General features: G+C 50.8%; 17 protein-coding genes. 12 read left to right on the top strand and 5 right to left on the bottom strand.

Annotated features, from left to right (window positions below; genetic code table 11):
- The first annotated feature begins 114 nt into the window (after window positions 1–114).
- The 7 genes from hrpB (at window position 115) to HMPREF9412_RS06870 (ending at window position 8,561) form a co-directional block, all read left to right on the top strand.
- Window positions 115–2,625: an ATP-dependent helicase HrpB gene (gene hrpB, locus HMPREF9412_RS06900; RefSeq protein ID WP_009590720.1), complete on the top strand. Its 2,511-nt coding sequence runs from the start codon at window positions 115–117 to the stop codon at window positions 2,623–2,625.
- Window positions 2,626–2,703: 78 nt separating this feature from the next.
- Complete coding sequence (locus HMPREF9412_RS06895) at window positions 2,704–3,255, top strand: general stress protein (protein WP_009590725.1); 552 nt, start codon at window positions 2,704–2,706, stop codon at window positions 3,253–3,255.
- Window positions 3,256–3,541: 286 nt separating this feature from the next.
- Window positions 3,542–4,738 carry an acyltransferase gene (locus HMPREF9412_RS06890; protein WP_009590678.1) on the top strand — a complete coding sequence of 399 codons (1,197 nt, stop codon included), beginning with the start codon at window positions 3,542–3,544 and terminating at the stop codon, window positions 4,736–4,738.
- 322 nt (window positions 4,739–5,060) lie between these two features.
- On the top strand, window positions 5,061–5,420 hold the full coding sequence (locus tag HMPREF9412_RS06885; protein WP_009590710.1) for a helix-turn-helix transcriptional regulator: 360 nt from the start codon (window positions 5,061–5,063) through the stop codon (window positions 5,418–5,420).
- Between the two features lie 38 nt (window positions 5,421–5,458).
- Window positions 5,459–6,463, top strand: a complete 1,005-nt coding sequence (locus HMPREF9412_RS06880) for a Gfo/Idh/MocA family protein (protein WP_009590716.1) — start codon at window positions 5,459–5,461, stop codon at window positions 6,461–6,463.
- Window positions 6,464–6,652: 189 nt separating this feature from the next.
- The gene (locus tag HMPREF9412_RS06875; protein ID WP_009590702.1) at window positions 6,653–7,918 is read left to right on the top strand and encodes an MFS transporter; all 1,266 of its coding nucleotides are present in this window, start codon (window positions 6,653–6,655) and stop codon (window positions 7,916–7,918) included.
- Between the two features lie 82 nt (window positions 7,919–8,000).
- Window positions 8,001–8,561 carry a winged helix-turn-helix domain-containing protein gene (locus tag HMPREF9412_RS06870; RefSeq protein ID WP_009590708.1) on the top strand — a complete coding sequence of 187 codons (561 nt, stop codon included), beginning with the start codon at window positions 8,001–8,003 and terminating at the stop codon, window positions 8,559–8,561.
- A 66-nt stretch (window positions 8,562–8,627) separates the two neighbouring features.
- Here the strand turns inward: HMPREF9412_RS06870 and HMPREF9412_RS06865 are convergent, their stop codons facing one another.
- The gene (locus tag HMPREF9412_RS06865; RefSeq protein WP_009590691.1) at window positions 8,628–9,191 is read right to left on the bottom strand and encodes a TraR/DksA C4-type zinc finger protein; all 564 of its coding nucleotides are present in this window, start codon (window positions 9,189–9,191) and stop codon (window positions 8,628–8,630) included.
- Window positions 9,192–9,425: 234 nt separating this feature from the next.
- Between HMPREF9412_RS06865 and HMPREF9412_RS06860 the strand changes: the two genes are divergently transcribed.
- Window positions 9,426–9,803: a DivIVA domain-containing protein gene (locus HMPREF9412_RS06860; RefSeq protein WP_009590687.1), complete on the top strand. Its 378-nt coding sequence runs from the start codon at window positions 9,426–9,428 to the stop codon at window positions 9,801–9,803.
- Between the two features lie 67 nt (window positions 9,804–9,870).
- On the opposite strand, the gene HMPREF9412_RS06855 is transcribed toward HMPREF9412_RS06860, so the two are convergent.
- Complete coding sequence (locus HMPREF9412_RS06855; RefSeq protein WP_009590724.1) at window positions 9,871–10,371, bottom strand: cupin domain-containing protein; 501 nt, start codon at window positions 10,369–10,371, stop codon at window positions 9,871–9,873.
- A 314-nt stretch (window positions 10,372–10,685) separates the two neighbouring features.
- Between HMPREF9412_RS06855 and HMPREF9412_RS06850 the strand changes: the two genes are divergently transcribed.
- The 4 genes from HMPREF9412_RS06850 (at window position 10,686) to nagE (ending at window position 16,862) form a co-directional block, all read left to right on the top strand.
- Window positions 10,686–13,367 (top strand): CHASE3 domain-containing protein, encoded by a 2,682-nt coding sequence (locus HMPREF9412_RS06850; RefSeq protein ID WP_009590707.1) that lies wholly within the window; start codon window positions 10,686–10,688, stop codon window positions 13,365–13,367.
- Window positions 13,368–13,646: 279 nt separating this feature from the next.
- The gene (locus HMPREF9412_RS06845) at window positions 13,647–14,534 is read left to right on the top strand and encodes a PRD domain-containing protein (RefSeq protein WP_009590629.1); all 888 of its coding nucleotides are present in this window, start codon (window positions 13,647–13,649) and stop codon (window positions 14,532–14,534) included.
- Between the two features lies 1 nt (window position 14,535).
- Window positions 14,536–15,033, top strand: coding sequence for a PTS sugar transporter subunit IIA (locus tag HMPREF9412_RS06840; protein ID WP_009590645.1), 498 nt, complete (start codon window positions 14,536–14,538; stop codon window positions 15,031–15,033).
- Between the two features lie 359 nt (window positions 15,034–15,392).
- Entirely contained in the window at window positions 15,393–16,862 is a 1,470-nt protein-coding gene (nagE, locus tag HMPREF9412_RS06835) for an N-acetylglucosamine-specific PTS transporter subunit IIBC (RefSeq protein ID WP_009590698.1), read from the top strand.
- Between the two features lie 78 nt (window positions 16,863–16,940).
- Here nagE and HMPREF9412_RS06830 read toward each other — a convergent pair whose 3' ends face one another.
- From HMPREF9412_RS06830 to HMPREF9412_RS06820, 3 genes are read right to left on the bottom strand one after another with little or no spacing between them, the layout of a single operon-like run.
- A complete protein-coding gene (locus HMPREF9412_RS06830) occupies window positions 16,941–18,080 on the bottom strand; it encodes a Ger(x)C family spore germination protein (protein ID WP_009590647.1) in 1,140 nt (379 codons plus the stop codon).
- Entirely contained in the window at window positions 18,077–19,483 is a 1,407-nt protein-coding gene (locus tag HMPREF9412_RS06825) for a spore germination protein (RefSeq protein WP_009590659.1), read from the bottom strand. Before HMPREF9412_RS06825 ends, HMPREF9412_RS06830 begins: the two co-directional genes overlap by 4 nt.
- Window positions 19,480–20,592, bottom strand: coding sequence for a GerAB/ArcD/ProY family transporter (locus tag HMPREF9412_RS06820; RefSeq protein WP_036671535.1), 1,113 nt, complete (start codon window positions 20,590–20,592; stop codon window positions 19,480–19,482). Before HMPREF9412_RS06820 ends, HMPREF9412_RS06825 begins: the two co-directional genes overlap by 4 nt.
- Window positions 20,593–20,692: the final 100 nt, after the last annotated feature.

The following is a 20,692-nucleotide window of genomic DNA, read 5'->3' as shown; positions in this document are numbered from 1 at the left end:
TTGTAGCGCATATGCATCGATTCTCGCCAGCCAATGGCCTACTTGACGTAAATCGGCTGTTTAATATAATTAAGGGATTATATTGATATTCGATAGGATGACGGAGAGATATCCATGACTGAACTACCGATTCACCGAGTATTACCACAATTGAAAAAGGCTTTATCGACAGGAACTCATGCCGTGTTGATCGCTGAACCGGGTGCAGGTAAGACGACGCAAGTGCCGCTTGCTTTTCTGAATGAACCTTGGCTTGCCGGCAAACGGATCATCATGCTGGAGCCCAGAAGGATTGCGGCCCGCTCAGCGGCGGGATTTATGGCGGCCTCATTGGGAGAAGCGATAGGAGAAACGATCGGGTACCGGGTCCGGATGGACAGCAAGATCGGACGGGACACTCGGATCGAGGTCGTCACGGAAGGCGTTTTGACGCGGATGCTGCAGGCTGATCCGGAATTGACCGGCATCGGCATGATTATATTTGACGAATTTCATGAGCGGAATTTGCAGGCCGATGCCGGACTGGCTTTTGCGATGGAATCCCAAGCGGTCCTGCGGGAAGATTTAAGGCTGCTGGTCATGTCCGCTACCCTTGAGGCGGAGCCGGTTGCGAAGCTTCTTGGAGACGCACCGGTCATCGTCAGCGAAGGGCGTGCTTTTCCGGTAACGACTCACTATCTGCGCTCGTTCCCTCTGGATGAGATACATAAAGGTGCCGCTATCGCCATTACGCGCGCGCTCGCCGAACAGGAAGGCGATATACTCGTATTTTTGCCAGGTGCTCGTGAAATCAGGCGGACCGCGAATGAATTATTAAGAACGGGCTTAAATCCAGAAGTCGTCATTCGTGAATTATACAGCGCCCTTCCGGCGGAGAAGCAGGATGAAGCCATAAAACGAGATGTGAACGGGCGGCGTAAAATTGTACTGTCCACAAGCATCGCGGAGAGCAGCATTACCATTCAGGGGATCAAGACCGTCGTGGACAGCGGTTTTATTCGCACAGAGGTATTCTCTCCAAGAACGGGACTGCCGCAATTGATCACGAGACGGCTGTCCAGAGCGTCTGCCGATCAGAGAAGGGGCAGGGCAGGCCGCGTCTCGGCCGGCGTGTGCTATCGCTTGTGGAGTGAGGAAGAGCACCGCCATCTGCCGGAGAGTACCATTCCGGCGATCCGCGAATCCGATCTTGCGCCGCTGGCCTTGGAATTGGCCGTATGGGGTGCGCGTGATCCGGAGCAGCTCGCTTGGCTTGACGCGCCGCCTCGGCTGGCCTATGCGCAAGGTCAAGCGTTATTGAAGCAGCTTTCGGCTCTGGATGATACGGGCAGCATCACCCGGAATGGCCGTGAGATGGCGCTGCTTGGAGTTCATCCGAGGCTGGCTCACATGCTGCTGAAGGCACAGGAAATCGGCGAGGCCTCGCTGGCCATCCGAATCGCCGTTCTGCTTCAGGAGCGCGATATACTGAGCCGAAGCGAAGCGCTTCGGGACCAGGATTTGCGTTCGCGCGTGGAACGGCTTCTCTTGTTTGAACAGCATGGACAGCGATCCGCCCAGCAGGACACGGTGAACGAAGCCGTGCTGCAGCGGATGAAACAAGAGATTCGGAAGCTCCACGCCCAGCTGAATATCGAATATGCAGCTGACGGTGACCTGAACCTCTGCGGCCTGCTGCTGTCGTTTGCCTATCCGGATCGGATCGCGAAGAACAGGGGAGGCAGCGGGTTTCTCATGCGCAGCGGCAGGGGCGTGAAGTTGGCTGCGGTTCAGCCTATGAGCCGTGCCAGGTACATTGTGGCCGCATCCGTAGACGATCAAGGGGCAGACGGGAATATCCAGCTAGCTTCCGAAATGGACGAAGCCTGGCTTGAGCAGTATTATCTTGACGAGATGGAACAGCAGAAAGAAGTCGCTTGGGATACAGCTTCCGGCAGCATCAGGGCCAGGCAGAAGCTGATGCTGGGAGCCATCGTGATCAAGGAACAAGCCTATCCCAATCCGACAGGGGAGGAAATAGCGCGCGCCTTGCTGCAAGGGATCAGGCAGGAGGGCCTTGGCTTATTTCAGTGGAGCAAGGCGGCCGTGCAGCTGAGAGAACGGATGGCCTTTATGTTCCGGCACGAAGCCGAAGGGGATTGGCCGGATGTATCGGACGAAGGATTGCTGGATCGCGCGGAAGCGTGGCTGCTTCCTTATTTGGACGGGCTGAGGAATCGTAATGATATCAGGCGACTGGCACCCGGAACGCTCTTGGAACATATGCTCAGCTGGGAGCAGAAGCAGCAGCTTCAAAAAGAAGCCCCGACGCATATCAAGGTGCCGAGCGGGTCGCAGATCCCGATCAACTACAGCAACCCTGAACAGCCGTTTCTGGCCGTTCGTCTGCAGGAGATGTTCGGGATGCGGGACACGCCGCGCATTGCCGGCGGGCGCGTTGCGCTGACCTTACATTTGTTGTCGCCTGCGCAGAGACCGGTCCAGGTTACCTCTGATCTGTCGAGCTTTTGGGCAAACGGGTATTACGAGGTAAAAAAGGATCTAAAGGGTAGATATCCTAAGCATTATTGGCCTGATGATCCGCTGGAGGCGATTGCAACAAATCGGACCAGACCCAAGGCATAACAAGGCAGCGCCACGTTTAATTTCCCCTCCCGTCGGGTAATGTTAAATATGAACGACCACCGATGAGGAGGGTTTATCATGGAGAAGAAAGTTGTTGGGGTATTTCGTTCGGAACAGGAGGCCGCTCAAGCTATAGAGCAGCTGCAGCGGCACGGAATTCCGAACGATGCCATTTCCATTATAGCGAAGGACAAACGCGAGGCGGACATGATAGCTGAGCAGACGGGAACGATGGCTCCCGAAGGAGTAGCTGCGGGTGCAGCAACAGGCGGCATACTTGGAGGCACGGCAGGATTGCTGGCTGGACTGGGAGCCCTCGCCATTCCCGGCATCGGCCCGATTCTTGCGGCCGGACCGATAGCAGCGACCCTTACGGGCGCAGCAGTCGGTGCGGGAGCCGGCGGGCTGGTCGGAGGTTTTATCGGCCTTGGCATCCCGGAAGATGAGGCGAAGGAATATGAGTCCTATGTCGAGCAGGGACGGATTCTCGTCATGGTTGACGCCGATCAAGAGAATACCGGCATTTACGATATATTCCGCGATTACGATTACAGAAACGAGGGGCGATACGGTGCGGTTGATCCAGACCGGAACGACACACTGCCGCCGCGAGGAACTACGCTGCTGTAAGGAGCGTGAACCGGTTCCGATTCGGAACCGGTTTTTTTGTGGTCAGAAAAGTAACCCTTCGTCATTTGTGCCTCCGAGATATTCGTTAGAAAAGAGGTCTCTACCTGCGGCAAGTCTTCCGTGAACGCATGCCGATAGTAGTTTTTCATTATATACATAATCATACGGATGAATGCGAGGTATGGAGCCAGCCGTCATGCCCAGTAAATAATTGGATTAGCCCGTCACGGGAGAAGTCCCTTACAATGAGGTTGATTCATATGAAGCCAGATGAAGGGGGAGCAGTATGTCCAAACAAAGAATTCCGGAAATCGAGCGCCTCCGAGGAATGGCCTTCCTGGCTGTGGTTTTGCAGCATTCCATCGCGCATTATTCGGTCGCGCCGGGGATGACGTCAAACGATGGCCTGATGATGGGCTTCCTTCTGATGGCGACGAAATTCGCTGTGCCCGTCTTTATTTTTATTACCGGCATGGTGTTGTTTTATAATGATAAAGGCGGTTTGCAATACGGCAGGTTCATCAAAAGACGATTCGGCGACATTTATGTTCCTTTTGCCGTATGGACCCTGATCACATTATTAATCAATCATAAGTTTAATCCCGCATGGATCGGGGACTGGAAATATCTTGGGGAAGTATGGTTAACCGGAAAAGCCAGCTCGCATTTTTGGTATATTATTATGCTGTTCCAATTTTATTTGCTGTATCCACTCTTCAGATCCGCCATACTAGGAATCAAGGAACGATGCGGCGTACGGACGCAGCTTACGATACTGGTTCTTTCTGGGCTGCTGTACGTGGGCTTGACGGGAGTTATCAATGATATCGGGCACTTGATGGGAAGTTTGAGCATACCGGTGTGGAGCGAGCTGTTCACAACCTATGCGGATCGGAATGCACTTTATTATTTCTTCTATTTTGCGCTTGGGGCAGCAGCCGGTTTATATCATGCCTCTTGGATAAAATGGCTCAAGAAGGCCCGACCGGCCATATGGCTGGTCTTTGCATTTACGTTCGGCTGGATGCTCATGCAGGCCGTGAATGAAATCCGTTCAGCGGAGAATGGAGCGATCACGTTCTATTCCTTGTCGCTGCTGCGGCCGATGATGGCGCTTTTCCTGATTAGCTCCATCATGGTCATGTACGATACGGCCGGCTGGATTACCCGCCATGCCGGAGCGCGGACGAATGCGCTCCTAACCTCCATTGGCGTCTATTCGTACGGTGCTTACCTGATGCATTTATTAACGCTCCGGATAAGCTATGCAGTCGACGGGTATCTGCTGATCGGCATGCCATCTCTGGTGAGGATCCTTTCTTCATGGATCATCAGCGTGGCGATAGCGTACGCCGCAACTCGCCTGCTTGCAAAGCTGCCGTTCGGAAAATGGCTCGTCGGCATCGCGGGTCCACGGAACCCTCGCTCTATTCGGCCATACGGCAAATCGCATCCATCCGCCGGGACAACCACCGGCATGTGAAAACAAAATGAAGCCCACCCTTTAGGGTGGGCTTTTTCATGGGCTCGCGCCATCGTTCCTAAGACCCAAACGAACCAAACGACCGAACCAACAACAGGTGAAAAACTAAACACTATACAATTACAACATATGAAAAATTCACAACAGAAAAAGCATGGGCATCCCTGCCTCATTCCCATGCGACCATCACCTGCCAACGTTTCAATCCACGCCTTCTTGGTTTAAAAAGAGAAGGATGCTTCCTATTGTGCAAACTGGGAAACTGTGGGTTATAATAAGGTATATTATGGGACAAGTAGCTCGTGAAGGAGGAGGCGTCCGAATGGCATTTATGATCGCGCAGCGCGCTTTTATCAAAGTTTATCTTATTACCATGGTGGAGCAGCAGCGCGGATATGGATATCAGATGCTCGAAGAACTTCGGCAGGAATTCAAGAGCCATGGATATTCGCCGCCGCAAAGCGAAATCTATCGTGCTCTGCATGAATTGGTGCAGGAGGGGGTTCTATACCGTACCAAACAGCTTAAAGGAAACGATCCGCGGGTCGATTTCCAGGAAATCGTACTTTATCATTTTACTGACGAAGGTGCCGAGAAGGCCAAACTCTATAAAAAACAGGTTAAGACCGATTTGGATCGATGCTTGGGGATCCTTCATAAAGCCGTAAACGACAATTATTAAAAATCGATCCGGAATGCAGCCAAAGGAGGAATGACCTCGTGAGCAAGAAACTGCGCTTTGGGATTATGAGTACCGCTCGTATTGCAAGAAATTCAATGATACCCGGCATATTGAAATCGGAACGCTGTGAGGTTGGGGCCGTAGCAAGCCGCAATGCCGATAAAGCCAGGGAGCTCGCGGAACGATACCATATTAAAACATACTATGGTTCTTATGATGAGCTTCTGGCGGACCCTGACATTGATGCGGTGTATATTCCGTTGCCGAATCACCTGCATAAACCTTGGACCATCAAAGCCGCTGAGGCCGGAAAGCATGTTCTGTGCGAGAAACCGGCGGCCCTGACGGAAACGGATGTCCGTGAGATGGCTGAGGCAGCCAAAGCACACAACGTGCTGTTCGCCGAAGCCTTCATGTACCGCTACCATCCGAAGCACGCGCGTGTACGCGAAATCATCGAAAGCGGCGAAATCGGCCAGCTTCGCGGAATACACGGGTCGTTCACCTTCAACAATGCGGAGGATAAAAGCAATGTCCGCTACAGCAAGGATATGGGCGGAGGTTCGATCTACGACGTGGGATGTTATCCCATCTCGGCGGCGAGAATGATATACGGACAGGAGCCTAAAGCCGTGACGGCCCACGCTTTTTTCTCCGAGGAGCATGACGGCGTAGACATGATGGTCCATGGAATGATGGAATTTGACAATGGACTGGGCCTGACATTCGACTGTGGCATGTGGACCTACTCCAGATGCTCGTTAGAGATTGCGGGAACCGACGGCAGGATTGAGCTGCCCTCCGCCTTCGGCTGGGAGAGAATGGAGGATATGGCCCAGATATTCGTTCATACGGCCAAGGGAACCCGCGAGGAGAAAGTGGGGATATACAACCATTTTGCCCTGCAAGCGGATGCCATGGCTGCTGCCGTGATGGATGGCGCGCCATTGCCATACGGTCCGGATGATGCCATCAGCAATATCAGAGCCATCGAAGCATGCCTTCAAGCAGCGAGATCTTCTTCACGGGTGGAAATTAAATAAAGCTACGCTATCAAATATAAACGTTAGACCTTAAATCGCCAACATGGCGATTTATTTTTTTTTGCCTATTGCATTCCTCTTCAAAATCATTAAAATAAACTTAACGTTAAAAAATATTTAACGTAATTATAATTTTAACGAACAAAAAAGTTTAATGAAACCATTTCATAACGAAGAGGAGAAAGAAACATGCAAAATGCCGCCGTTTTGGAAAAACAAGGCTTTGGCCAACTGTTGAAAATCCGCCCGTACCTGATTTATTTATCTGCTCAAGCCATTACCCGATTAGGGGATTCCTTGGATTCCATCGCTTACAGCTGGATGGTTTATATGCTCACAGGCTCAGAGCTGTTAATGGGGACCTTGTTCGCTTTTAACTTTCTGCCGGGATTGCTTTTCAGTTTGTTTACGGGAACCTTTGTAGACCGCTGGCCTAAGAAAAGAGTCCTCGCCTTAACCTACCTCAGCCGCGGCATCGTGGTGTCTCTGACGGCCTTTTTGTATGCGATCGGTTCTCTTGAAGTCTGGCATCTGTTTGTCTTCACGTTCCTGAATTCAACGCTCGAATGTTTCTCCAGACCCGCCGAAACCTCCATCGTTCCCCGGCTGCTCCCCAAGGAACAGCTGCTCGCGGGCAATTCTTTCTCTACATCCGTGAGCCGCAGCGCCGAATTAATCGGTCTGTCCATTGCCGGAGCCCTAATCGCCTTGATCGGAATTTCGGGAACGATCCTGATCGATGCCGTGACGTTTCTAATCGCCGCGGTTATTATCGCCTTTATGCCGAATCCCGAAGCGGCCGAACAGGCCGAATTCCCTGGACCGGTGTCCGAGAAAGAAAGAACGGTGCTCGGCGACATCAAAGAAGCGCTTCTGTTTGTGAAGCAGCATTCGCTGCTTCTCATTACGACGATTCTGGCGATGATCAATAATTTCTGCTTGGCACCGTTGAACGTGCTGCAGCCGGTCTACGTCAAGGAGACGTTGGGTGCCGGAGCGGGAGGTCTGAGCGTAATGGGAACGGCGCTTCTGATCGGTATGATTTGCAGCGGGCTATGGATTGGTCGCTACGGTAAGAGTTTCAAAAAGAGCACCTTGATCATGTCAGGATCGATCATGCTCGGGATCGGATATTTTGCTTTAGGGATTCCAGGGCATCTCCCGGCGTGGCGCGTGGAGTCCGCGGCGGTCTGCATGTTCGCTGCCGGTTTTGCCGTCTCCATGCTGAATGCCCCGATCTCGACGTATCTGATGGAAGTAACGCCGCGGCATATGCTGGGCAGAATTGGCGCCCTGATGACGGTATTGTGCACGGCTGCAATTCCTGTCGGAAGCCTGATAACGGGACTTGTTGCAGAGCATCAATCCCCTCCCGTGCTCTTCTCGTTGATGGGATTCGTCATGCTGGTGCCCGTGCTGTTCCTGATTCGAAAGAAGAGTTTCCGTGCCATCTGAATCCGTCGTCGTTTTTGTAATTTCGTCATTCTCGGCCTATAATGAGAAGGTGAAAAATTAACGTGAAGCTGAGGTGTACGGTGTGGAAACGAAGGAATTGACTACACTGGAAGAGATCAAAATATATTCAGATCCATATCGGCTCCAGATTTTGAATGTATTAAACAAGATGGATCGTCCGGCAACCGTAAAGGAGGTTGCGGACAAGATCGGGGATGTGCCTGCGAAGGTTCATTATCATATGAAGAAGCTGGAGCGGATCGGCCTGGTCAAGATCGTATCCACCAAAGAAATCAACGGAATTATCGCTAAATATTACGAGCCTTTTGTCGGTACGGTAAAGATCAAGCGAGGGGCGGATTCCGACGAGCCGGTCATCAAGGAATTGATTCGGTCCGAAACGAACAAATTATTATCCGAGCTGTTCGACCAGAATCGAGACCGTTTCTTTAAAAATATGAGCCAGGATGGCGAAGCGACGTCCATGTTGACCAATACCACCTTGTATATGAGCGAAGATGAAGCGCGCGAGTTATTTGTTGAGCTGGATAAAATGCTGACCCCTTATAAAAAGAAGCGAGGGGAAGAGTACGACGAATACGAGTTTTTTGCTTCCAATGTTCGGAACCATAAAGAATCTTGATTATGCAAAAAAAGCTGGTACCCAAGCATCAGGTACCAGCTTTCCCTTCTAATTTGCCAAATCAATTCATACATTCTTCTTATAATCGTCTTGTCCTGGTTTAATGGACATGCCGGGCGATGTGGAGGTTCCGTAATCTTCCACGGCATCCCAGGCGCCGGCGTCATCAAATTTACCGTCGGCTGCTTGGCGGTTGACGCCGGCGCCTGATGGGGGCGGGGTCATGACATCCTCTTCAACCGGACGGTTGTCGTTGATGTCTTTTCGCGGAGTATGTTCGAGGCAATAGGCCGTATAAGGCAAAGCTTCCAGCCGTTCATACGGAATTTCCCGTCCGCATTCGGCGCAGGTTCCGTATTCGCCTTGGTCCATACGCTGCAGGGCAGCATCAATCTGCTCCAATTCACGCTCGAGCGTCTCCTGAATGGCCAAGTCCCGACCGCGTTCGAAAACTTCGGTGCCCACGTCAGCGGGATGGTTGTCGGCAGCGCTCAGCTCTCCCGTGGAGTCTCGCAGGGAAAGATCCTTGTTGGTGTCTTCCCGGGACACCAATTGATTTTCCAACCGTTCTTTATCACTGAGCAACCGTTGTCTTAGTTCACTGTATTGTTGTTTTGTCATGCTGGTCATAGGAATAGTCGCTCCTCTCTGGGTTATGTGCACAATAGAACTTCTTATGTAAATTCAATACCCGAAAAGGATTGGTAACAATCACATGAAGGATGGGAATGACGGCCTGCCGTTTTTGGAACATTCTCCAAAAAAGCCCCGGAGTGTTTTAATCACGGTGCTTAATATGATATAAACAATGATAGAGAGAAGGCTAAGAAGAAGGGCTGCACCAATATTTGGAGGTAAATCATTATGGATGAACACATGAAACGCCGATTGGATAAACAGAAAAAGCTTTTTCGGCAGCTAGGCATTCAACTGGACGCTTTGTCTATCCATGAAAAGAATTTTTCGAATAAACTGCGGGGTTACGATCAGGAGGAAGTGGATTCCTTTCTGGACGAAGTGATCCAAGATTATGAGCGGTTCTATGCCACCATCTCCGATCTGATGGATAAATGGCAGGAGCAGCAGATCACCATTCGCGATCTGAGGGCTGGCGTTAAGCCGGAAGCTGAGCGTCCGGCACTGAATCCCGAAGAGATCGAAGAGACGGTGGCGAAGCTGGAAGCCGACTTGCGGCTTCTGAAGAAGCAGATCCGCCCTGAACAAAGATTCTATATTGATTAATGCCATACGATGCGAGCGATATCATTACATAAGAAGTGTCCCAGCAACAAGAACCACACGTGGCCGATCACCGGCTGCGTGTGGTTTTGTTGTTAGGTTGCCCGGTTTTGAGCCACGGCGGCCCCGGAATGGGCATTTCCGAAGTCTCGCTCTCGATCCTGTCTTGAAGCGGGACGGGCGTAAGGAGTGTCTTCGTGGAAAGCTGCTTGTTCGGGTCGTCGCCTTCAAAGGCATCTTTTTCGTAAAGCGAAAAAGGCCATAAAGGTGCAAGGTCGATTTGGTGCGGATGCCCGGTTCGATAGATCAAGAGCAGGATCGTCCCGTGGGATAGCGATGTAATCCAGTGGCACCAACCGATCGGGGCATGCACCACCTGACCGGGTACGGCTTGAAACACGAGATTTCGGTGACTTTCCGGATCCACCAGGGAATAACTGATGTCTCCTTGAATGATGTAACACAATTCATCGGTATCCGGATGGCCGTGAGGCGGGAGGCCCTCACCGCGGCCGAGATGGATTTCCGACATGAACATGCCCTGTAGAAGGGGCAGCTCCAGGGACGACACGTTCGCTGCTCCTCGACCGGCAGTACGTTCAGCCTGTTTCCTGGAATGATATACATGCCTTGTCAACGCAGTGTCTCCGCAAACGCTGTTACGTTCCTCATATGAGCGGTCCTCCTTTTTTAGCTGGAATATATCAAAAGTGTACAAGCACGTCCCCTAACAATATATGCCCAAACGTGTATAAATCTGACTGCCTACGACTAAAGAATCATTGATGACATGAAAACTGGTTTTGCTTGTAAACCATTTTCATAACAATTACTATGAGAATATGAGCAGACTTATACAGATCGAAAATAAGGGAGGTTAGCCGTTTGTCTAACAACCTGAAATTCAACATCCGCAGCAAGATTGTCATCGGCTATTTATTGATATTAATGTGTCTTGGAGCTTTTCTCTGGATTGTTTCCGACCGTATCTCTTCCCTGCAGCAAGAGGCGGATTTTATAGAGAAACATGATATCGAAGTACATAATCTCACGCATGAAATCGAGAAGAATATGCTGGAGATGGAAACCGGCCAGAGAGGGTACGTCATCACGGGCGATGAAACCTACCTGGAGCCCTTCAACCAAGCGCTGTCGTCCTGGCAGATCAATTATAACAAGCTGTACAAGCTTGTGAGCGATAACTCGGAGCAAGCCAATCATCTGGAAAATATTAAGGAGAATATCAAGGAGTGGATTACCAACGCCGGACAGCCTGCGGTTCAACTCATGCAGCTCGGACAAGATGAAGAGGCTCTTCATTTCTTTATTAACGATCCCGGAAAGCAAGCGATGAATTCGATTCATGAGCTGTTCCTCTCTTTTCGAAGCAAGGAACGGGAACTGACAACGAGCAGAATCGAAGAAATGAAGGAAAGCAATGCCCGTTTATTGAACACGATGTATCTGTTATGGGCCGGTGCGGCACTGATCACCATATGTGCGGCTTGGGTCATTTCGAAAAGCATCGTAAAGCCGATCAACCAAGTGACCAACGTCATCTCCGATATTGTCAATGGAGGGAATATATCCCAACGCATCCATGTGCATTCCAATGACGAGGTCCGCCAGTTGGCCGATACAACCAACGAACTGCTCGCACAGGTTGGCAGGCAGAACTGGGCCAAGGATCATGTCTCGGTCATGTCGACGATTCTTCAATCGTCCGATCGCGTGGAGACGGCCGTGCAATTCTTCATTCATAAGCTGGCTTTGATCATGAAGCTTCCGTATGGGGCGGTGTTTATTACCCGGTCAGGATCGGAACTGGTTAAGGCTGCTGCTTTTGCCGACCCGGACGGCGAGCCTTGGAACAAGGTCCGGGATCGTTTCCTGCCGGGCGAAGGTTTGGTGGGGCAGTGCATGCTGGAGCAGCGTATGATCATACTGGACGATATACCGCCCAACTATGTGCGGATCGAATCGGGACTCGGCGATGCCGAGCCTTCCACGCTGCTGCTGGCACCCGTGATGTTCGAGGGACAAGTTCTCGGCGTGATCGAGTTGGCCAAATTCCAACCCTTCGATGAGCTGGAGATTCAGCTCATCGAACAGTTGAATTTCCAGCTTGGAGTGACCTTGAATTCGATTCAAAGCAAAATGGAGATCCAGCAGCTGTATCATGAATCCCAAACGCTGAATGAGGAGCTGCAGAGCCAAACCGAAGAGCTGCAAGCTCAGACCGAGGAGCTTCAGACCCACTCCGTGGAAATGCATTTGCTGAATGAACGGTTGGGAGCTCAAAAGGAAGCAGCTCTGATTGCAGCCAGCGAATTGGAAAAATACGCGAAAGAGCTGGAGAAGAGCTCCAAATATAAATCGCAGTTCCTGGCCAATATGTCCCATGAGCTGCGGACGCCGCTGAACAGCATGCTCATCCTCTCCCAGATTCTAGCTGAGAATAAGCAGGGGAACCTGACGGAGGAAGAGCAGCATTATGCTACCGTCATTCATAATTCCGGCAGTGAATTGTTGAATTTGATCAATGACATCCTGGATCTGTCCAAGGTCGAGGCAGGTAAGATGCAGATCGAAATGGACTTGGTGAACTTGACGGAGCTGCCGGAACTGATGCAAGGATACTTCTCCAAAAGCGCGGAATCCAAAAATCTGGAATTTGATATCGAGATGTCGGATGACCTCCCCGACATGATGTACAGCGATGGGATGCGCCTTCATCAAATTCTGCGCAACCTGCTCTCCAATGCGATTAAGTTTACGGAGAGCGGCAGCGTGAAGCTGCGGGTAAAGAAAATGAATTCGATTGTCACTTCGGATTTCATTATCAGCGGCGATGTCATTGCGTTTTCCGTTGAGGATACCGGCATCGGGATTGCGGCAGAGCACCTACAGCCGATCTTCGAAGCATTCCAGCAAGGTGAAGAAACCACGGCGAGAAAATTCGGAGGCACGGGTCTCGGCTTATCGATATCGCTGCATTTAGCCAAATTGCTTGGCGGGTATATAACCGTGGAGAGCGAGGAAGGGATCGGCAGCACCTTTATCTTATATTTGCCGCTCGTAACGGAGGGCGGTGAAGCCGACAGCCTGTTTATGCTGCCCGAAGTAGCTGCCACCGCAAGCGACAACAACTTGAACGATATCCGGATGGAAGAGTACGAACAGGAGGAGCTTAGCCGGTTGGAGAACAAGACCGTATTGATTGTCGACGATGATATACGGAATGTGTACGCATTGACCAATGCGCTGGAGAAACTCCAGCTGACCGTGCATACAGCCCAGAACGGCTTTGAGTGCTTGGAGCTGTTAAGCAAGCATCCATCGATTGACGCGGTATTGCTGGATACGGTCATGCCTGAAATGGACGGCGTCGAAACGATGAAGCGGATTCGGGAGAACCCGGAGTGGAGCGATCTGCCTCTGATCGTCATGAGCTCGAATGCGATGAGGGATTCGGATCAATTTCTTGGAGACGGTGCGAACGGATACCTTCACAAGCCGCTCCAAATCCGCGAGGTCATCCATATGCTTCAGAAATGGATAGGGTAATAAGGGAGCAGGTCAAAATCCGGGAATGACGGCGCGTATGCGCTGGTTCTTACAAGAGCATGTCGTAAGTTGACGAATACAAGCGGGTTGTTTTATGATGGAATCATAGCTGAAACATAAAACGGCGTGTTACCTAAAACAGGGCATGAGCCAAGAAGAGACATCTTTTTATAGGGGGTCTTTTCTTGGCTTTTTCAATGTTCATGCGGTGGGAGTATTTCTTCGTATATGAATCCTATGGCGGAACACTGTTTAAACTTAAAGGAAAGGGGGAAGTTAATGAGCGGGATCGAGTTGTTTACAGTCGTTCGTGTTATTGGTAACAATGTCGTGATGGTTACTGGCGGTAAAAAAGAATCGGAATACGTTATCTTAGGTAAAGGCATCGGCTTCGGCGCAAAAATAGGCGGCACGATCGCTTCGGACGATAAGCGGATTGAAAAGCTGTTCAGGCTGGAGGATCGGGAACAGTGGAGCCAAGCTCACCATCTGCTGGAAGAATTTGATCCGCAGGTGATGGAGATTACGGATCAGATACTGAATCTCATCGGACAGGAATTTCCGGGCACATTAAATGATAAGGTATACTTGGCGCTTCCAAGCCATATCCAGTTTACGATTTACAGAATCCGCAAAGGCATGGATATTATTAATCCTTTCCTTGAAGAAACCCGCATCAGCTTCCCAAAAGAATATGATATTGCAGCCAAGGCAGCGGAATTGATCGGCAAGACCTTCGATATAGAGGTTCCTGAGGATGAGATTGGCTTCTTGACCTACCATGTGTATTCGGCCGTAAGTCATGTACCCGTTGGCCATCTGGTCAAGGCATCGAACGTAGTGGGAAGCCTGGTGAGGTATATTGAAGAGGAGCGGCAGGTGGTCTTTGACCGGGGAAGCATGGATTATGTTCGTCTGCTCATGCATTTAAGGTTCTCGGTAGATCGCATCTTGAATCAGGAAATCCATGTGGATAATCCGTTCGCGGAACAGATCCGCTCCAAATTCACGCAGGAATACGGTTTGGCAACACGCCTAGCAGGCATGATGGAGAAAGAACTTGGCAAGAAAGTGCCCGAAGCAGAGATCTGCTTTCTAGCTATGCATTTATACCGGCTCTTTACAGGCCGACTACAGCAAAAGAATCAACCCAGGGAGGAATCTTAATATGTTTGATCGTTGGAAAAAGAAAAAAACAGCTACCGTCATTCAACTCACAGCCCCATTGTCGGGTAAAGCCGTGCCTTTGTCGCAAGTGCCCGATGAGGCATTTGCTGCTGGACATATGGGCCAAGGAATTGCCATCGAGCCTTCCGCAGGCAAATTAATCGCGCCTTTTGACGGGACCGTTGCGCATGTCATCAAGTCCAAGCATGCCGTCATGCTGGAGGATCCAGCAACCGGTCTGCAGTATCTGTTCCATATCGGGATTAACACGGTCGGTTTGAAGGGTGAAGGCTTTACAAGCCATGTTCAAGCCGGTGATCAGGTGAAGACGGGTCAGACGCTCATCGAGTTCGACATGGCAGCGATCCAGGCCGCCGGTTATCCGACGATTACGCCGATTATCGTAACCAATGCGGATGAAGTGGCTTCCAAGGTGGACGGTCAGATCGGTAATGTCGTGTCCGGCCAAAATCCTGTTTTGACCATTGAAATGAAATAATTCAATTCTATAGGCGATTGATTGAAATATTGGTTATTGACAAAACAGGAAGCCGTGAATTAAGATAACAACATCAAATGAATACGTTTTAAGGCGTGTTACCATAAACATGGGCATGAGCCAAGAAGAAACGGACTATTTAATGTATAGTCGCCGTTCTTCTTGGCTTTTTTTGTTGGCTTAGAAATGATGATGGCATCCATGCCGCCTTAAAATGATGAACACATGAGCTCGCAAGGAGGAGGATTTCTGAGGTTTTTCTGTTCCGGAGTGAATGGGAATAAATGGTTATTATGTCGGCGCATTATGTAAACGTTTTCAGTAAAAGCTAAATTATTGAAGTTGAAAGGATGATTGACATGCTGGCTAAATTGCAAAAGCTGGGTAAATCCCTTATGCTGCCGGTGGCCACTTTGCCTGCGGCAGGTATCTTGCAGGGGCTTGGATTGATCGACTATCAAAAAGATATACCTTTGGGAGCTCTCGGAGCTTTTCTGAATCAATATGTAACTCCGTTCATGACATCCGGCGCGCTAGCCATTCTGGATAATCTGCCGATTATTTTTGCGATCGGCGTTGCGATCGGATTCGCAGGGGACGCCGTTGCGGGTCTCTCCGCGCTTATCGGTTATATGGTGCTTACAAGAGTGCTGGCGCAGGTGCCGCTGCAAATGCCGTTCATACCGGATGACGTGAAGCTGAATATGGGCGTTCTTGGCGGGTTCTTTGTCGGCCTGTGGTCCGCTTACCTGTATAACAAATTCCACAACATTAAAATGCCGGATTGGTTGGGCTTCTTCGCGGGTAAACGCTTCGTTCCGATTATCACGGCAGCCTCCACGATGGTGCTCGCGGTGTTGATCGGCATGATTTGGAGCCCGATCCAGGATGGCATTTCCGCCTTCGGCAACTGGGTTGTCGGTCTTGGAGGCATCGGATCGTTCATTTTCGGTACGGCCAACCGCTTGCTGATCCCTCTGGGTCTGCATCACGTATTAAACTCCATCGCCTGGTTCCAGATCGGCGATTACACGAATGCCGCGGGCGAAGTCGTTCACGGCGACCTGTGGCGTTTCTTTGCGGGAGACCCGACGGCGGGTATGTTCATGTCCGGTTTCTTCCCGATCATGATGTTTGCGATGCCGGCTGCGGCGCTGGCCTTCATGCATACCGCCAAGCCGTCCAAACGCAAGCTTGTCGGCTCCATCTTTATCGGTTCGGCAGTGGCTTCGTTCCTGACCGGTATCACTGAACCGCTTGAATTCGCATTTATGTTCATTGCCCCGGTATTGTATGTAGTCCATGCGATTTTGACAGGCCTTTCCGGATTGATCATGTATGTCCTGGATGTACATTTGGGCTTCTCGTTCTCGGCGGGCCTGATCGACTACCTGGTGAATCTGAAGCTGTCTACCAATGCGTGGCTGCTCCTGCCGGTAGGCTTGGCTTTCGGAGTCGTGTACTATCTGCTGTTCAGAATCCTCATTGTCAAGCTGAACTTGAAAACGCCTGGACGCGAGGAGGATGACGAAGAGGATACGGTTTCTGACGATGGCGATACAGCTGCCCCGGCTCCATCCGGCACGGTATCCAATGAGTCCAAGGCGGCCAAGGTTCTGCAAAACATCGGCGGCGAGGATAATATTACCAGCATCGATGCTTGCATCACACGCCTGCGTCTCGTGGTTAAAGACGAGAAGGCGGTTAAAGATTCGGAGTTGAAAAAATTAGGCGCATCCGGTGTTATGCGTCTGGGTCAAGGCGCGGTTCAGGTCGTATTCGGACCGCAGGCGGAATCCATTAAAGATGAAATCAAAAAGATGATGTAAATGTGGCAGCATCTGCTACTAACGAGAGAAACCCTGTGCTTTTCCAAGCACAGGGTTTCTCATTTTTGCTCAAGTTCATTATCGGTTCAGGCTTTTTCGCTGTCCCCAGTATCGGATGTTGACATCAACATCAATCTCGAGTGCCGTTTCGTCGTAGATATCCTTTTTCTCTTCCGCTAATTTCTTCCAAAGTATCGGATCGACTCGGTACAATTGGAGGCATAGCTCATAGGGATCCGCGTGAATCAATGCTGCTTTGCGGAAGGTGTTCTGCAATTCCTTACGCAGGGTATCTTCCGTTGATCGCTTCATTTCTTTAATCCCTACCTGCTTGTATACATTCTGCACTGTCCCTATGACATTCAGCTTGATCCGATAAGACGCATCATCTGGCTTGCGGATCACTTCAATGGTGGATTGGGGCTTCTCGAGCCGGATGCTCCCGACTGCTTCGCCGTTCGCCTGAACGACGACGGCAGCGTGAGTATTATTCGATGCTAACCAGCGGGTCCCCAGCAGATCGGATCGAGGGAGCCAGCCCATCAATTCCTTGTTCTTGATCAGAAAGCCGCCGTTGACTTCCAGAATCGGATGCTGCTTCAGATTTTCCGACCAGTTCTGCGTCGAAATATGAAGGGAGGGCAGCATCACGGTGGCTGCTTTTTCCCGGTAGAGACGAATAAAGTTCACGAATTGGATCGGGCGTATAAACGAGAATTGGACATAGCTGTCCCTGGGTTCATGAAGCAGCGAATGCAGGGGGGAGAGCTGAAAGAACGGTGATACCGTAAAGAGATCCTCCATCTTATCCTTGGTGCCGTAAACCCATTTCGTATACCGGATTTCCTGCGAACGGTTGGTCAAGTCGAACACTTGGGACAACTGCTCAGGTTTTAACACCGCTTCCGTAAGCACCAAAGCCGTCACATGACCCCAGGAGACCCGCTGCTGACTCGAGGTGTACAGATCAATGAGGGCTTCAGTCAACGTGCTGCCGGTTCCCCGGCCAATCCAAATGGGAGCTTGCTCCGTTTGTTTGCCGGATTCTTGTTTGGCAATCGTCGCGAAGTCAAGCATCTGCACATAGATGATATATTTCTCGTCCTTATAATCGACGCCAAGCGCCGTGATATAGTTGATATCCTGCACTTCTTTGTTGTCCCAGCAGCCTGTGAGCAGCAGAGACGTCAGGCATACGAGTATCCATACCCGCTTCATAACGCGCCGCCCTTTTTCCGTTTTCCCGGAAACCGCATGAGATTGCCCAGGATTTTGGATTTGGAGAAGGGGGAGAAGGGGGCAAGGTACGGCTGTCCGAAAGGATTATGGTTTGCTGCATATTGTACGATCAAGAAGACCGATATGAAGAAACCGAATAACCCGAACATTGAGGATAGGGCAAGGACAAAGAAGCGGAAGATCGTCTGACTGACAACAAAATCCTGATTGGAATGGGTAGATCCCGCAACAAAGGAGAGCGCAGCGACGACAGTCATTGTCGGCGAGAAGAAACCGCCCCGAATGGCCGCATCTCCGATAATGATACCGGAAACCACCGTAATGGTTGACGCGATCGGAGAAGGCATCTGCATGCCGGCCTCTCTCAGCAGACTGAGCAGAAACAGGATGATCAGCATCTCAAACCCGGTCGGGATCGGAAGGCCGAGCCTGGTATTCGCAACCGTCGCCAGCAGCGGAAAAGGGATTTGATCCTGGTGAAAGGCTAATAGCGTTATATAGAAGCCGGGAAGGAAAATGGAAATCAGGAACCCGACCATTCTTAGAATTCGCCAAGGCATAACGAAATAGAACGGCATTTGAGGGTCTTCAGCAGCGAACAGCAGCTGCATGAAGCTCGCAGGCGCAATCAATAAGACGGGACTTCCCTGCATAATAATGACCAAACGGCCGCGGGTCAGAGAGTCGTATGCCAGATCCGTCCGCCCGGTGTAGTCAAACATGGGGAGCACGCTGAACCTGTACGGAGTCAGATGCTCCACAAGTTCACCGATCCCTACGGGAGGATCCCCGGTGTAATGGGTTAGCTTGTCCACGATGGCCGTGACCGTCTCCGGAATGACCTTGTCCTTTAAATACATGATGCCGACGGTGGTTTTGCTTTTATCGCCCAGCTTAAAGGAGGAATAGACAAGTCCCGGTGACTTCAGCCGTTTGCGAATAAGCGATACATTGATATCCAATTCCTCGACAAACCCGTCGCGAGGTCCTTTGACCGAGGTTTCCGTGGCGCTTTCTTCCGGCGTTCGGCCGATGGTTTTGCCGGCGCTGTACGAATACAATTTATCGTCCTTGGGGAAGTACAAGGCAATGTAGCCGGAATAAACAATGTCATCGACGGACTCCATTTCGGCATCGGCGATATCCAGCGTAAGATAATATTCAAGGCTGGTCGGGTCAAACGAATGCTTTTGAGAAACGGAAGTATTCCATTCCTTGCTGATGACAGGCAAAAAGACCTCGGACAACACTTTCGAATCGCACATCATCGGGCTGTAAACCATAATCGCCCACGGCTCGGCATCCATTCCCGGATAGGACGTTATATGGACGTCATCGGAATCGGCATAACGATCGCGAAGCTGCTGTTCGGTTATGTTCATTGCGGTGTTTCTCCTTTCGTGGTACTGGCGTCCTGCGGCTCCTGCTGCTGGGGTTTACGGATCAGGAAGAACAACAGGAGGCTTAGGATGGTGATATAAACGGCGGATGCGGGCAAGAAATAGTCGGCCATGGCATAATACATTTTCAAATTGCTGATCGGCGAAGCGCACAGAATGACGAGCAGCGTGGAGACGGCTAATACGCCAACGCTCTGCCTGGACTTGGGAAGAAGGGTTTCGCAGAGCAAAAAAATCGAAATGGAAATGGAAATATAAGCTCCGCTAAGCCATTGGAAAATGGATAAAAAATCGACGTGCTCCACGAATTTGCCCAGCTTGACGAGGCGCCATTGTTCATAGGCAGGATATCGCTGAAACTTCATTTCTTCCGGACCAAATTCGGCAATGCCGCCGATCGTGGGTCCAAACGTGAGGAAGATGAGAACCAGATGGATGAGCAGGATTGTAAGGAAGCCGGGCTTTTTCTGCAGGTGAGGCCGCAGAAACAAGATCAGGATAAATTGGGACAGCCCACCGAACATGGTCGGGATTCCACTGAGCACCGGCATGAAGCCTTCCTCCAGGACAGGCAGCAAGAAACTGTAATTTTTCACCTTCAGGTTGGACACGGACACGAATATGCCCAGCAAGACGACGCAAGGCAGCAAGATGCCGGCGGAAACGCCGATGGTTCTGATCCCGTGGTTAATGCTGATAAGGCACAGCATCATGAGCACGAATGCGGTCGCGATGACAGGGGTTTGGACCATGTAGGTCGATTTCGTCCAATCGATGACTTCCTTCAAGGTATAGAAGGCGAAAGCGAAGAAATACAAACCGGACATGCCCATCGCAAGCATGCGAGCCGACTTGCCGCTGCTTTCGTCCAACGCTTGCTTGATCGAACGGCTGCCGACTTTTTTGATGATTCCATAAACAAGCAGAACCCAGGGCATGAATAACACGGCCGACACCAGAATGGTGATCCAGGCATCCCGTCCGGACTTCTCCAGAAGCACAGGGATGATCATGACATGATTGGTCAAACCTGCCGTGAGCATCATAATCATAAACGCCTGGTTCGTCGGTATACCGCGAGCTGATGACATATATGGTCCCCCCAATTCTGCTTTCTTCCGTTTATACTTCTCGGGGAACAGCCAAAATATGCGAGAACATCCATCCCCGGGCTGCATAAGCCCCTTGCTT

The organism is Paenibacillus sp. HGF5 (assembly GCF_000204455.1).
Lineage (GTDB): Bacteria > Bacillota > Bacilli > Paenibacillales > Paenibacillaceae > Paenibacillus_AQ > Paenibacillus_AQ lautus_A.
The sequence above is the reverse complement of the archived record's forward strand: the minus strand, read 5'-3'. Positions and strand labels throughout refer to the sequence as shown.

Coding starts and splice junctions, on each gene's coding strand:
- hrpB (WP_009590720.1), top strand. CDS start 115: ATGACTGAACTACCGATTCACCGAGTATTACCACAATTGAAAAAGGCT.
- HMPREF9412_RS06895 (WP_009590725.1), top strand. CDS start 2,704: ATGGAGAAGAAAGTTGTTGGGGTATTTCGTTCGGAACAGGAGGCCGCT.
- HMPREF9412_RS06890 (WP_009590678.1), top strand. CDS start 3,542: ATGTCCAAACAAAGAATTCCGGAAATCGAGCGCCTCCGAGGAATGGCC.
- HMPREF9412_RS06885 (WP_009590710.1), top strand. CDS start 5,061: ATGGCATTTATGATCGCGCAGCGCGCTTTTATCAAAGTTTATCTTATT.
- HMPREF9412_RS06875 (WP_009590702.1), top strand. CDS start 6,653: ATGCAAAATGCCGCCGTTTTGGAAAAACAAGGCTTTGGCCAACTGTTG.
- HMPREF9412_RS06865 (WP_009590691.1), bottom strand. CDS start 9,191: ATGACCAGCATGACAAAACAACAATACAGTGAACTAAGACAACGGTTG.
- HMPREF9412_RS06860 (WP_009590687.1), top strand. CDS start 9,426: ATGGATGAACACATGAAACGCCGATTGGATAAACAGAAAAAGCTTTTT.
- HMPREF9412_RS06845 (WP_009590629.1), top strand. CDS start 13,647: ATGAGCGGGATCGAGTTGTTTACAGTCGTTCGTGTTATTGGTAACAAT.
- HMPREF9412_RS06840 (WP_009590645.1), top strand. CDS start 14,536: ATGTTTGATCGTTGGAAAAAGAAAAAAACAGCTACCGTCATTCAACTC.
- nagE (WP_009590698.1), top strand. CDS start 15,393: ATGCTGGCTAAATTGCAAAAGCTGGGTAAATCCCTTATGCTGCCGGTG.
- HMPREF9412_RS06830 (WP_009590647.1), bottom strand. CDS start 18,080: ATGAAGCGGGTATGGATACTCGTATGCCTGACGTCTCTGCTGCTCACA.
- HMPREF9412_RS06825 (WP_009590659.1), bottom strand. CDS start 19,483: ATGAACATAACCGAACAGCAGCTTCGCGATCGTTATGCCGATTCCGAT.
- HMPREF9412_RS06820 (WP_036671535.1), bottom strand. CDS start 20,592: ATGTCATCAGCTCGCGGTATACCGACGAACCAGGCGTTTATGATTATG.